13 protein-coding genes are annotated in these 13,236 nt (G+C 70.4%); 6 read left to right on the top strand and 7 right to left on the bottom strand.

Annotation, left to right across the window (positions count from 1 at the left end; translation table 11 throughout):
- Nucleotides 1–8: 8 nt before the first annotated feature.
- Complete coding sequence (locus tag ACZ6SD_RS07525; RefSeq protein ID WP_465316092.1) at nt 9–440, bottom strand: ABA4-like family protein; 432 nt, start codon at nt 438–440, stop codon at nt 9–11.
- A complete protein-coding gene (locus ACZ6SD_RS07530; RefSeq protein ID WP_465316093.1) occupies nt 440–1,312 on the bottom strand; it encodes a hypothetical protein in 873 nt (290 codons plus the stop codon). The genes ACZ6SD_RS07525 and ACZ6SD_RS07530 overlap by 1 nt, the downstream gene beginning before the upstream one ends.
- 71 nt (nt 1,313–1,383) lie before the next feature.
- On the opposite strand from ACZ6SD_RS07530, the gene ACZ6SD_RS07535 reads away from it, so the two are divergent.
- Complete coding sequence (locus ACZ6SD_RS07535) at nt 1,384–2,055, top strand: MerR family transcriptional regulator (RefSeq protein ID WP_465316094.1); 672 nt, start codon at nt 1,384–1,386, stop codon at nt 2,053–2,055.
- Nucleotides 2,056–2,086: 31 nt separating this feature from the next.
- Here the strand turns inward: ACZ6SD_RS07535 and ACZ6SD_RS07540 are convergent, their stop codons facing one another.
- The 3 genes from ACZ6SD_RS07540 to ACZ6SD_RS07550 form a co-directional block, all read right to left on the bottom strand.
- Nucleotides 2,087–2,662, bottom strand: coding sequence for a DUF3558 domain-containing protein (locus tag ACZ6SD_RS07540; protein ID WP_465316095.1), 576 nt, complete (start codon nt 2,660–2,662; stop codon nt 2,087–2,089).
- A 14-nt stretch (nt 2,663–2,676) separates the two neighbouring features.
- Nucleotides 2,677–3,060, bottom strand: coding sequence for a hypothetical protein (locus ACZ6SD_RS07545; protein ID WP_465316096.1), 384 nt, complete (start codon nt 3,058–3,060; stop codon nt 2,677–2,679).
- An 84-nt stretch (nt 3,061–3,144) separates the two neighbouring features.
- A complete protein-coding gene (locus ACZ6SD_RS07550; RefSeq protein WP_465316097.1) occupies nt 3,145–4,776 on the bottom strand; it encodes a serine/threonine-protein kinase in 1,632 nt (543 codons plus the stop codon).
- Between the two features lie 111 nt (nt 4,777–4,887).
- Between ACZ6SD_RS07550 and ACZ6SD_RS07555 the strand changes: the two genes are divergently transcribed.
- The 5 genes from ACZ6SD_RS07555 (at nt 4,888) to ACZ6SD_RS07575 (ending at nt 11,932) form a co-directional block, all read left to right on the top strand.
- Nucleotides 4,888–6,771, top strand: a complete 1,884-nt coding sequence (locus tag ACZ6SD_RS07555; RefSeq protein ID WP_465316098.1) for a methylmalonyl-CoA mutase family protein — start codon at nt 4,888–4,890, stop codon at nt 6,769–6,771.
- A complete protein-coding gene (gene scpA / locus ACZ6SD_RS07560; protein ID WP_465316099.1) occupies nt 6,768–8,948 on the top strand; it encodes a methylmalonyl-CoA mutase in 2,181 nt (726 codons plus the stop codon). The genes ACZ6SD_RS07555 and scpA overlap by 4 nt, the downstream gene beginning before the upstream one ends.
- Entirely contained in the window at nt 8,941–9,939 is a 999-nt protein-coding gene (meaB, locus tag ACZ6SD_RS07565) for a methylmalonyl Co-A mutase-associated GTPase MeaB (RefSeq protein ID WP_465316100.1), read from the top strand. The genes scpA and meaB overlap by 8 nt, the downstream gene beginning before the upstream one ends.
- A gap of 43 nt (nt 9,940–9,982) precedes the next feature.
- Nucleotides 9,983–10,246: a hypothetical protein gene (locus tag ACZ6SD_RS07570; protein ID WP_465316101.1), complete on the top strand. Its 264-nt coding sequence runs from the start codon at nt 9,983–9,985 to the stop codon at nt 10,244–10,246.
- A gap of 381 nt (nt 10,247–10,627) precedes the next feature.
- Nucleotides 10,628–11,932, top strand: a complete 1,305-nt coding sequence (locus ACZ6SD_RS07575) for a M20 family metallopeptidase (RefSeq protein WP_465316102.1) — start codon at nt 10,628–10,630, stop codon at nt 11,930–11,932.
- A 48-nt stretch (nt 11,933–11,980) separates the two neighbouring features.
- On the opposite strand, the gene ACZ6SD_RS07580 is transcribed toward ACZ6SD_RS07575, so the two are convergent.
- Nucleotides 11,981–12,550: an AMIN-like domain-containing (lipo)protein gene (locus ACZ6SD_RS07580; protein ID WP_465316103.1), complete on the bottom strand. Its 570-nt coding sequence runs from the start codon at nt 12,548–12,550 to the stop codon at nt 11,981–11,983.
- Between the two features lie 97 nt (nt 12,551–12,647).
- Complete coding sequence (locus ACZ6SD_RS07585; protein ID WP_465316104.1) at nt 12,648–13,109, bottom strand: gamma-glutamylcyclotransferase family protein; 462 nt, start codon at nt 13,107–13,109, stop codon at nt 12,648–12,650.
- Between the last annotated feature and the right edge of the window lie 127 nt (nt 13,110–13,236).

A 13,236-nucleotide genomic window follows, 5' to 3' on the forward strand; every position in this document is an offset into this window, starting at 1 on the left:
ACGGGAGCTTACGCGGCGGCGGGTTCCCGCGTCGGGAAGCGGCTACGCAGGGCAAGGAAAATCGGGAAGCCGATCGGGGACAGCAGGATGGTGAACACCAGCAGCGGCCCCATGATCAGCGGGTGGATGTCCCGCCGCCTGCTCTCCAGGTACATCCACCGCCCGAGGAAAAGGTCCCACGCGATGACCTGCGCCCAGATCAGCGCCACCGCGCCGTCGTCACGCAGGAAGGCGGCGAACCCCGTCAGGGACGGTGAGGTCACCTCCGCCCACAGTTCCGGGAACCGCGGCACGGCGAGCACCGCCCACACCACCAGCGTCGGCGCGACGATCCACGGCGACCCCACGATCGTCCGCGTCCACCGCCACTTCGGCGCGAGGACCATCAGCGCCCAGAACGGCGCGGCGAGCCAGAACGCCAGGTCGAACATCATCCCCATCACACGACCGCCTTCGCCCGCGCGCTGGCCAGGCCCGCGGCCACCGCCGCGGCCAGCACGCCGAAGGCCGTCCCGGTGATCCAGTCCGGCGCGATCAGCGGCTGCCCGCGCAGCGCCTGCCAGGTGACCAGCGCGACCAGGCCCGCGTAGCCCAGGCCGAGGGACCAGATCACCCGGACCGACGCCTGCTCGCTCGCCCGGCCGCGGAGCAGCATCGCGGCCAGCGGCAGCAGTTGCAGCGCGTGCAGTCCGAGGAAGTGCCCGATGCGCAGGTCGCCGCCGGTGGTGCTCCAGCCGGTCAGGAACATCCCCGGGCCGCCGTCGGGCACGCCGACGCTGTGCCCGCCCTGGAAGCCGTCGACGCCGCTGACGTTGACCACCATCAGCCCGGCCTGCAACATCCCCACCAGCGAGATCGCCATCCCCAACCGGATGGCCAGCAGCTCCGGCGCGGGTGCGAGCCGCCGCGCGCCCACGCTCAGCGCCAGCAGCAGCGTGCTCACCCAGAGCACGGCGACCGTGATGGCCATGATCCGGAACAGCGTCGCGTCGAGGGGGGTGAGGTTGTTGAAGTGGCTGCCCGTGCCCCGCACCACCTGCCCGGTGATGATCACCATCTCGATCAGCGACGTGGTCGCCAGCACGACCGAGATCCGGTTCAGCGCGCGCGGCGGCGTCGGGTGCAGCGACACCAGCCACGCCCAGCTGAGCCCGAAGAGGGCGAACGACACGCTGAACTTGAGCGGCTTCGCCCAGATCGGCGCGCCGAGGAACATCCGGTCGTCCACGATCAGCCCGATCACCGACGCCAGGGCCCACACGGCCATCAACCCGGAGAAGAGCACTAACGGTCGGTTCCAGGTCTTCAGCATGACTCCCCCTCAAATGGATAGCAGCACTGTCTGTTATCCATAAGTACACTAGTCGGCGAGGGGTGTCCAGCGTGGGGAGCGGTGTGCGGATAGCGGAACTGAGCAGGCGCAGCGGCGTGGCCGTGCCGACGATCAAGTACTACCTGCGCGAAGGAATGCTGCCCCCCGGCGAACGCACCAGCCCCAACCAGGCGCTTTACGACGAGACCCACGTCCACCGCCTCCGCCTCGTCCGCGCCCTCATCGACGTCGGCGGCCTGTCCGTCGCCGCCGTCCGCGACGTCCTCGCCACCGTCGACTCGTCCTCGGAGGACATGCCCGCCCGCGACCTCGACCGCCTCATGGGCACCGTCCAAAAAGCCGTCCTTCTTGTCCCCGACCCCGCCGACGAAGCCATCCAGGCCGCCGCGGAACAGGAAGTGGTCGACCTCATCGCCGAACGCGGCTGGAACTGCGGCGCAGAACACCCCGCCGTCGGCGCCCTCGCCACCGTCCTGGTCACCGCCCAGGCCCTAGGCCACAGCCGCTTCCTCGACGCCGTCCGCGGCTACGCCGAAGCCATGGAATCAGTGGCGGCGATCGACCTGGACTACGTCGCCCAAGCCCAAACCGTGGACGACATGCTCGAAAGCGTCGTCATCGGCACAGTTCTGGGCGACTCCGCGATGATGGCCTTGCGCAGGTTGGCCGAGGCGAACGAATCCGGCAAGCGCTATGGCAGGCGGAAACCGGATTCCGCATGATCAGTGGGACAGCCGCGGACTCGGGTGCTGGTCATCGGGGCAGTTGGGGCTCGATGAGCTGCGCTATCTGGAGCGCGACTCCGCAGGCTTTGGCCTGGTCGTCGCCCGTGACAGCGGACCCAGATGCTCTGGTCGTTTCAGTGACGTACAGATGGACCGTGCAGGCGCTTGTGCCATGCCCGAGGCTGGTCTGCACGGTCTTGCGGCCTTCGATGGGCGTGAGGTCTTTGTTGTTGATATCGGGGGGTAGGTCTTTGAGGCCGTGTTTGTCGTTGACCCCTGCGCTGAAGATGAAGGTGCGTTCTGGTCCTCGGAGTCGCCAGACGCAGTTTCGCCCTGATCCGGTGTCGTCTGGTTCGCCTGGGCCACTGACGCCGAGTTGGGTCTTGCCGTCCTCGGTGAGCAGGTCGCAGGGGTCGACCTCGGCCAGTGGGCTGTTGGCCGGGTTTGGTGTGGTGCTGGTGGGCCGCTTGGACACGGTTGTCGTGTCGGTGGGGAAGGTCGACACTCCAGGGACCGGGCTTCCCGGGGTGTCGGTGGAACACGCCGCGACGGTCAGCAACATGGCGAAGACCGCTGTTCGGACAGCGGATAGTGGTGCGGTCATCGGTGGTGGTCGTCCTACCCGTCTTGGTCGAGCGTCCTCGCGGCGTCGTCGTCGGCCTGCTTGTAGTTTGCCATAGCGATCTTCACTGCTTCCTCAAACTTGAGCAGTGTGTCTTTGAAGGCCACCAGCTGTGTGAGAAATCCTTGCTCGTCAGTGGCCACTTTCACCATGAAAGGCTTCATGACCTGCGCGTTGTTGCTGGACCCCAGTCGTGGCTCCTGAGTCAGGAGGTTCATGCGGTGTTGGTTCTCGTCGTACCAGTCGCGCATCTCCCGGGCTGCTCGCAGGAGGGCCTGGCCGCCGTGCTCGTTGATGGCGAAGCTGCCGCTCTTGGCGGCGTTGAGGAAGTTGGTGATGCCCGAACCGACGGCGTTGAAGTCGGAGCTGCCTCTGTCCACGTACAAGTGTCCTCCCCTGGTCAGCCGCGAAAGTAGCAACCGGCAGGAGGTCGCGGGCAGGAATCCGGAAACTGGGCGGGAAGTTCAGCCGCTTGGCTGGAACTCCGGGGCGATGCGGGCGAACAGGTCCCGTCTGCCGGAGTCTTCCTGGTCAATGGGGACCGTGACGCTGACTACCCAGAGGTCTTGGGATCGGGGAAGGATATTCGCGAACGAAACCCGGTTCACGTCGCTCCCCGTGGTGGCTGTTTCCACGCTCCGGTAAGTGATTTGCCGGGCGGGTTCCGGGACGGCGGGATCGGGAAGCGGCATGTCTCCGACGACCCGATATCCGGGAACACGATCGGCCATAGCGCGGACGTATATTTCGACCGTGTATTTCGGATAGAAGTTCGGAAAGCGTTCCACCACCAGTTCCGCCGCCCCGTCCGGCGACACCCAGTGCACCCGGGTGCTGTTCGGCAGCGTTTTAGCCGTGCGCTGCTCCACGAACTTCACCCAGTCCGCGGGCACCGGGACAGTGAATCCCCCACCTTGTTCCCCCGCGAGAGTGGCGGCGTCCGCCGTCCGCGGCACCAAGTCGCGCAGGGGAGCGGAGGCGGGTGGGGAGGTGGGATGCGGGTCCGGGGGGAGGATGGGCTGCCCGCCGACCACGCGGGTGAGGGCGAAGCCCGCGGCGGCGGCCACCATGAACAGCAGCACCGCCGCGATCGCCAGCGCCGTGGTTCCCGGCCGCCGCGGGGGCGCCGCGAATGGCAGGGGGCCGGGGGCGGGGGCCAGTGGGGCGCTCGTCTCCCCGGGGGGCGTGGGCCGCGGCGTGATCGGCTTGGTCACCACCGTCGGGGTGTCCTCGGTCACCGCGAAGCTTCGGTATGCCGGGCTTCCTGGCGCGGGCAGCAGCGGGAACAGCCGCTCCCGCACCTCCCGCAGCGGCAGGCGGGCGGTTGGGTCCTTCACCATCAGGCCGGTGATGATCGGCCGCAGCGGACCCTCGTGCGCGGGCTGGGGGACGTCGCCGTCGACGACTTTGGCGATGGTCTCCACCACGGCGCCGTTCGGGTCGTAGGGGGCGTGGCCCTCGACGGCGGCGAAGAGGGTGGCGCCCAGGCCCCACAGGTCCGCCTGGGGGGTGACTTCGCCGCCGGAGGCGATTTCGGGGGCTATGTAGCAGGGGGAGCCGAGCATGACGCCGGTGCGGGTGAGGGTGCGCTCGGAGACGTTGCGGGCGATGCCGAAGTCGGTCAGCTTGACCCGGCCGTCCGGGCCGACGAGGACGTTGCCCGGTTTGACGTCCCGGTGCGTGATGCCCGCGCCGTGCGCGGCTTCCAAACCCGCGGCCACCGCGTCCGTGACGATCGCGGCCTGGGTGGTGTCGAGTGGACCGTTGGCCGTCAGCAGCTCGGCGAGGCTGGTGGCGGCCATGAACTCCATGACGACGAACGGCTCGTCGTCCTCCAGCGCGACGTCGTGCAGGGTGATCACGTTCGGGTGCGAGACGACCGCGATGGCGCGCGCCTCGCGCAGCGTGCGCTCGCGTAGTTCGTCGGCCTGGGCGGGGGGCACCCCGGGTGGGAGCCGCACCTGTTTCACGGCGACGGGTCTGCGCAGATACTCGTCGTAAGCCTCCCAGACCATGCCCATCGACCCCTGGCCGAGCAGCCGCCGCAGGCGGTATCTGCCCGCGACCAGGCGATCGGCGGGATCCGGGGTGGACACACGGCCATTGTCGCCGACCCGGCGGTGGGGCCGGGGTGAAAGTGAGACCGCGATCAGCCTCACACGTCCGTCGCCTGGTGTTGAGCGCGGGTTTCCGTAGCATTGCGGGGCATGACACCCCCCTCCGCGCCGCACGCCGAGCCGGACGACCTGATCCTCGCGGGTGAGTTCGACGATGCCGCGCGTGAGCAGTGGCAAAAGCTGGTCGAGGGCGTGCTGCGCAAGTCCGACGCGATCCCGGAGGGCTACGCCCACCCGGTCGAGACGCTGCTGAGCAGCCGCACCTACGACGGCATCGTCGTCAACCCGCTCTACACCGCGGACAACGCCGCGCCCCCGGCCGGTTACCCGGGGTTGCCGCCGTTCCTGCGCGGCAGCCGCCCGGAGGGCTATGTGGCGACCGGGTGGGACGTGCGGCAGCGGCACGCCGACCCGAACTCCGAGGCCGCCCGCAAGGCGGTGCTGGCCGATCTGGAGAACGGCGTGTCGTCGCTGTGGCTGGTCGTCGGCGACGGCGGCCTGCCGGTCGGCGCGCTCGGCGACGTCCTCCAGGACGTCTACCTCGACCTCGCGCCGGTCACCCTCGACGCGGGCGCCCAGTTCCGGGAGGCCGCGGACGAGCTGCTGCGGCTGCACGCGGACAAGGGCATCCCGGCCAGCGAGGTCAAGGGCAACCTGGGCGCCGACCCGATCGGCCACCACGCCCGCACCAACTCCGGCGCCGACCTCGACGGGGCCGCCGCGCTCGCGGTCGCCGCGGCCGAGTACCCGCGGCTGCGGTCGATCGTGGTCGACGGCCTGCCGTTCCACCAGGCTGGCGGGTCCGACGCCGAGGAGCTGGGCGCGTCTCTCGCCGCGGGCGTCGCCTATCTGCGCGCCCTCACCTCGGCCGGGCTCAGCGTCGACGCCGCGGCCGCGCAGCTTGAGTTCCGCTACGCGGCGAGCGCCGACCAGTTCCTGACCATCGCCAAGTTCCGCGCGGCGCGGCGGCTCTGGGCGCGCGTGGCCACGGTGAGTGGAGTGAGCGGCGCGTCAGCGGCCCAGCGGCAGCACGCGGTCAGCTCGCCCGCGATGATGACCCGCCGCGACCCGTGGGTGAACATGCTGCGCACCACGCTCGCCTGCTTCGGCGCGGGGATCGGCGGCGCGGACGCGGTCACCGTGCTCCCCTTCGACGCCGCGCTCGGCCTGCCCGACGCGTTCGCCCGGCGCATCGCCCGCAACACCCAGTCGGTGCTGCTCGAAGAGTCCAAACTGGCCGGTGTCATCGACCCGGCGGGCGGTTCCTGGTACGTGGAAACGCTTTCCGACGAGCTGGCCAAGGCGGCGTGGGCCTGGTTCACCGAGATCGAGCGCGCGGGCGGGCTGCTCGCCGCGCTGGACTCCGGCCTGGTCGCCGACCGGCTCGCCGCCACCTGGCAGGCCCGCTCGGCGAACCTGGCCACCCGCGCCGACGCGATCACCGGCGTCAGCGAGTTCCCCAACCTGGCGGAGAAGTCCCCGGTGCGCGAGCCGGAGCCGCCCGCGCCGACCGGCGGGCTCCCCGCGGTGCGCTACGCCGAGGCGTACGAGGAACTGCGCGACCGTTCCGATAGGACACTCGCGGAGACTGGCGCGCGCCCCAAGGTTTTCCTCGCCACGCTCGGCCCGGTCGCCGCGCACACCGCGCGCGCCACCTTCGCGGCCAACCTGTTCCAGGCGGGCGGCATCGAGACCGTGGCGGGCGGGGTGATCGCCGACGCGGAGACCGCCGTGGCGCGGTTGGCCGAGAGCGGCGCGGCGATCGCGTGCCTGTGCGGCTCGGAGAAGTCCTACGGCGAGCTGGCCGGGCCGGTCGCCGAGGCGCTGAAAGCGGCGGGCGCGACCCGCGTCCTGTTGGCGGGCAAGCCGTCCGACGACCACCTGCGGTCCGGAGTGGACGATTTCGTCTTCACCGGCTGCGACGCGCTGCAGGTCCTGCGCGCCACTCTGGAGACGCTGGGAGTACCCGCATGAGCATCCCCGATTTCTCCGCCGTCGAGCTTGGCGAGCCCACCGAGGGCGCCGCGGCGCAATGGCAGGAAGCCCTGCTGACGAGCACCGGCAAGGACGCGGACGCGCTGGCGTGGGAGACCCCGGAGGGCATCGGCGTCAAGCCGGTCTACACCGCCGAGGACACCGAGGGCCTGGACTTCCTCGACACCTACCCCGGCATCGCGCCGTTCCTGCGCGGCCCGTACCCGACGATGTATGTGAACCAGCCGTGGACGATCCGGCAGTACGCCGGGTTCTCCACCGCCGAGGAGTCCAACGCCTTCTACCGCCGCAACCTCGCCGCGGGACAGAAGGGTTTGTCGGTCGCGTTCGACCTCGCGACCCACCGCGGCTACGACTCCGACCACCCGCGCGTCGCGGGCGATGTCGGCATGGCCGGGGTGGCGATCGACTCCATCTACGACATGCGCCAGCTTTTCGACGGCATCCCGCTCGACAAGATGAGCGTGTCGATGACCATGAACGGCGCCGTCCTGCCGGTGCTCGCGCTCTATGTCGTCGCGGCCGAGGAGCAGGGGGTCACGCCGGACAAGCTGGCCGGGACCATCCAGAACGACATCCTCAAAGAGTTCATGGTCCGCAACACCTACATCTACCCGCCGCGGCCGTCGATGCGGATCATCTCCGACATCTTCGCTTACACCTCGGCGAACATGCCCAAGTACAACTCCATCTCGATTTCCGGCTACCACATGCAGGAAGCCGGGGCGACTGCCGACCTTGAGCTGGCCTACACCCTGGCCGACGGCGTGGAGTACATCCGGGCTGGCCGAGGCGCGGGCATGGATGTGGACCGGTTCGCGCCCCGGCTGTCGTTCTTCTGGGCGATCGGCATGAACTTCTTCATGGAGGTCGCCAAGATGCGCGCGGCCCGGCTGCTGTGGGCCAAGCTGGTCAAGCAGTTCGAGCCGAAGTCGGCGAAGTCGCTGAGCCTGCGCACGCACTGCCAGACCTCGGGCTGGTCGCTGACCGCGCAGGACGTCTACAACAACGTCATCCGCACCTGCGTCGAGGCGATGGCCGCCACCCAGGGGCACACGCAGTCGTTGCACACCAACGCCTTGGACGAGGCGCTGGCTCTGCCCACGGACTTCTCCGCGCGCATCGCCCGCAACACGCAGCTGGTGCTCCAGCAGGAATCCGGCACCACCCGGGTCATCGACCCGTGGGGCGGCAGCGCTTTTGTCGAGCGCCTGACCTACGAGCTCGCCCGCAAGGCGTGGGGCCACATCAGCGAGGTCGAGGCCGCGGGCGGCATGGCGCAGGCCATCGACGCGGGCATCCCCAAGCTGCGCATCGAGGAAGCCGCCGCGCGCACCCAGGCCCGCATCGACTCCGGGCGGCAGCCGGTCATCGGCGTCAACAAGTACCGCGTGGCCGAAGAGGAGCAGATCGACGTCCTCAAGGTCGACAACGCGGGCGTGCGGGCGCAGCAGATCGAGAAGCTGCGCAGGCTGCGCGAGGAACGCGACAACGACGCCGTCGAGCGCAAGCTCGACGCGCTGACCCGGGCCGCGGATTCCGACGGGAACCTGTTGGAGTTGGCCATCGACGCCGCTCGGGAGAAGGCCACGGTCGGCGAGATTTCCGAGGCGCTGGGCAAGGTCTGGGGCCGCCACGCCGCGCAGATCCGGACTATCTCCGGGGTATACCGGGACGAGGTTGGCCAAGTGTCCAATGTGGAGGAAGCGCGCAAGGTTGTCGACGCCTTCGCGGAAGCCGAAGGGCGTCGCCCGCGCATCCTGGTCGCCAAGATGGGCCAGGACGGCCACGACCGCGGCCAGAAGGTGATCGCGACCGCGTTCGCCGACCTCGGCTTCGACGTCGACGTGGGCCCGCTGTTCTCCACCCCGGGCGAGGTCGCGCGCCAGGCCGTCGAGGCCGACGTGCACATCGTCGGGGTCAACTCGCTCGCCGCGGGCCACCTCACCCTGGTGCCCGCGCTGCGCGCGGAGCTGGCCGAGCTGGGCCGCGACGACATCATGATCGTCGTCGGCGGCGTCATCCCGCCGCAGGACTTCGAGGAGCTGCGCGCGGCGGGCGCGGCGGCGATCTTCCCGCCCGGCACGGTGATCGCCGACGCCGCCGCCGAACTGCTGCGCAAGCTCGCTGAGCAGCACGGGCACGAGCTTGGCTAAAACAATCGACGTCAGCGAGTACGCCAAGGGGGTGCTCGCCGGGGACCGCGGCCTGCTGTCCCGGGCGATCACCCTCGTGGAGTCCCGCCGCCCCGACCACCGCGCGCTCGCCCAGGAGCTGCTGGTCGAGCTGCTCCCGCACGCGGGCGGCGCGCACCGGGTCGGCATCACCGGCGTCCCCGGCGTGGGCAAGTCGACCTTCGTTGACGCGCTGGGCAGCAACCTGACCTCGGCCGGGCACAAGGTCGCGGTGCTCGCCGTCGACCCGTCGTCCACCCGGACCGGCGGCAGCATCCTCGGCGACAAGACCCGGATGGCGCGGCTGGCGGTCGACCCGGCCGCGTTCATCCGCCCCTCGCCCACCTCGGGCACGCTCGGCGGGGTCGCCAAGGCCACCCGCGAGACGATCGTGCTGATGGAGGCGGCGGGCTACGACATCGTGCTGGTCGAGACGGTCGGCGTCGGCCAGTCCGAGACCACGGTGGCCAACATGGTCGACTGCTTCCTGTTCCTGACCCTGGCCAGGACCGGCGACCAGCTCCAGGGCATCAAGAAGGGCGTCCTTGAGCTTGCCGACGTCATCGCGGTTAACAAAGCTGACGGCGACCACGCCCGCGAGGCGCAGAAGGCCGCGCGTGAGCTCGCCGGGGCGTTGCGGCTGCTGCGCTCCCCGGACGCGAGCTGGAACCCGCCGGTGCTGACGTGCAGCGGCCAGGAGAACATCGGTCTGGACGCGCTGTGGACGCAGATCGAGCAGCACCACCGGACCCTGTCCGAGACCGGGGAACTGGCCGAGAAGCGCACCCGCCAACAGGTCGACTGGACCTGGGCGATGGTCCAGGACACCCTGCTGACCCGCCTGCGCGACCACCCGGCCGTGCGCGCCCTCGCCCCGGAGGTCGAGCGCCAGGTGCGCGCCGGGCAGCTCACCGCGACCCTGGCGGCCGAGAAGATCCTTTCGGCCTTCGCGGAGCCGGAGCGGTCCGACTAACCTGGTGCGAGCCTCATCTTCCCTGACCCAGGAGGGCCGGCAGTTGTCCGTCCGCGCGACTCGGCTGTTGCTCGCAGCCCTTTTCGGCATCGTCGTACTGTTCGGTGCCGCCCCCATGGCCTCGGCCACCGACCTGGCGCAGCCGCCGACCACGACCGCCCCCAGCGTCGACCTCCCCAGCCAGCCCTCCGAGGCCGACGCGGCCGAGAGCAAGAACAAGCTGGTCATCGGGGTGGTGGCGGTCGTGCTGCTGGGCATCGTCGTCTACGGCCACCAAATCCGGGCCAAACGCAAGAACAAGGGCTGACCCCGCCGGTCACCGGTTGCCGCCACCCGGGTGGCGGCAACCGCGCGCGACCAGGGGAAGCCGGGGCGGGTCGTGGCGCTCGCGGGTCCCCGGCCGCCGGTTGCCCGCCGCGGCAACCCGAACGAGTGCAGGCAGGCGTCGGCCGACCGTGATACCACGTTCGCTCGCTTACGCACCGTCCAGCGCAGCTTGGCTCAGAGTCCGCGCCGATCGTCTTGATCACCCTGATAGCCAAGCCGAACGCCACGCGTCCGTTTACCGCAGATGCGCTACCGCGGACCGGTTAGGGGGCACAGTCCGTAGGGACCTGTAGTGCCGATGCGGCACGATTAGTGCAAATGGAGACAGCAACCGAGAACGACCCGACGCCCGGAGGGCCGCGTGACAGTGCTTGATTCCCGGCCTGACCTGCCCTTCGACAGCGGCCGCAGCAGCCGCGCCGCCGCCCCGGCCGCCGATTCTGCCGTGCTGATCACCCCGGGCGGGGTCACTATGCCCACTGTGGAAGATCTCGGCGCGGGACGCGGACCGGAGTGGCTGGACCAGTGGCTGGCGGCCAACGCGGCGGACGTCGTGGCCTGGTTCCGGCACATCCACGCGCACCCCGAACTCTCCCGCCAGGAGTTCGCCACCACCGAGCTGGTCGCGGGCCTGCTCAAGTCCTTCGGCCTGCAGCCGCGGCTGCTCCCCAACGGCAACGGCCTGATCTGCGACATCGGCGAGGGCGAGCGCTGCATCGCGCTGCGCGCCGACATCGACGCGCTGCCCATGACCGAGGCCACCGGCCTGCCCTACGCGGCCACCACGCCCGGAGCCGCGCACGCCTGCGGCCACGACGCGCACACCACGATCCTGCTCGCCACCGGCATCATCCTGGCCTCCGCCCCGGCCCTGCCCGGCCGGGTCCGGCTGATCTTCCAGCCCGCAGAGGAGGTCATGCCCGGCGGCTCGCTCGACGTCATCGCCGCGGGCGGCCTCGCGGGCGTCGAGCGGATCTTCGGCCTGCACTGCGACCCCCGGCTTGAGGTCGGCCGGGTCGGCACCCGGGTCGGCGCGATCACCTCGGCCACCGACCTGCTGGAGCTGCGCCTCACCTCGCCCGGCGGGCACACCTCGCGCCCGCACCTGACCGCCGACCTGGTCCACGCCCTGGGCACGGTGATCACCGGCCTGCCCGCGCTGCTGTCCCGGCGCATCGACCCGCGCTCGGGCACCGTCCTGGTCTGGGGCGCGGTCCACGCGGGCGAGGCCCCCAACGCCGTCCCCCAGGACGGCCTGCTGCGCGGCACCCTGCGCACCGGCGACCATGACGTCTGGGCCGACCTTGAGCCGCTGGTGGCGGGCCTGGTCCAGTCCCTGCTGGCGCCCACCGGGGTCGGATTCGAGTTGCAGCACCGCCGCGGTGTGCCGCCGGTCATCAACGAGCGGGAAAGCACCCAGGTCCTGCGCACCGCGATCGAGGCGGCGCTGGGCGAGGACGCGCTCGCGGGCACCAAGCAGTCCTCCGGCGGCGAGGACTTCGGCTGGTACCTCGAACACATCCCCGGCTCGTTCATGCGACTGGGCGTCTGGTCCGGCGACGGTCCCATGCACGACATCCACCAGCCGACGTTCCAACTGGACGAACGCGCCCTGTTCACCGGCATCCGCGTCATGACCCACACCGCGCTCGCCGCGCTCGCGTGAGGACCGGGGAAGCTCCCCCCGCACGAGCTTCCCCGGTCCCGGGCGTGGTCACCAGAAGTGCGCCACGTCCACGATCAGCCGCGACCCGGTGCCGGGTCCGTCGAGGACGAAGGCGCGGAACGGCAGTCGGGCCCGCACTCCCAGCCCGACAGTCGTGTCGCCCTCGAAGCTCCCGGCCCAAGCCACCTGGCGGAACGTCGGCCACCCTGCGACATTCACCAGCTCCGCCCGGTTCGCGGGCGTGTAGGTCGAGTTCCCGTCGTTGTCATAGGCCGGGGCCACGGCGATGACGGCGAGCTTCGCCCCGCCGCGCAGCGGCACCACCGCGCCGGACCCGTCCTGGACCACCTGGTCCACATAGGACACCCGGTAGCCGTTCGAGCCGGGCGCGGCGATGTCCAGGACCAGCCGGTCGAAGCAGTCGTGCCTGCCCGCCCGCACGTTGGTCAGCGTCCCCACCTCGGTGGCCGAGGCCGTCTTCGGCAGCGAACCCCACGCGATGCCGCAGTACCCCGGCGTCGCCGAAGCCGACGACGGGATGGCGACCGCCAGCACCGCGGCGGCGGCGAGAGCGGTCACGGCCGAGAAGGCGCGGGTCCAGGTTCTTCGTCTGAGCATGTCGGTCTCTCCTCGCACAGGCCGAACCTCGTTCGGCGAGTGATCAGCCGCGAACGCGACTTACCACAAGAGACGTGCGACACACTCTCCGGTTGGGTCAGCTCGTGGCCGGACCGATGCCCCCGCACGGGCGGATGCGCAGGTTCGCCACGTAGTCCGCTGGCGCGCCCGCGGCCTCGGCCGCGTCGGCGACCACCCCGAGATAGCGCGCGGAGGGCAGCCCGCCCTCGTACGCGTCGAGCACGTACAGCCAGGCCAGCACCGAGCCTTCCAGCGTCTGCACCCGCAATCGGATCTTCGAGTGCAGCCCGAGTTCGGAGCCCTCCCATCGGTCGAGGTTGACCTCGTCGTCCTCGGTGACGTCGTAGAGCACGACGAACACCTGGGAGTCGGGGTCCTCGACAATGGTGGCGAGGGCGCCCTCCCACCCCAGGTCTTCACCCCCGAACGTCAACCGCCATCCGACGAGCCAACCTGTCCCCGCCATTGGCGAATGCGGGGCTCGCTGCATCATCTGGCCCGGATCCATGTTCGACCCGTAGGCGGCGTAGAGCGGCACGTCGGACAGCCTAGCGACACACCGGATCAACGGCAGGGAGCCGCGCGGCGGATCACCTTTTCGCGGCCACCCGGCGCCTGCCGCGACCGGCCCAAGTACCGTGTCCGCGGACGTCGCGCGAGGAAGA

This window comes from Actinokineospora sp. NPDC051303 (assembly GCF_055586285.1).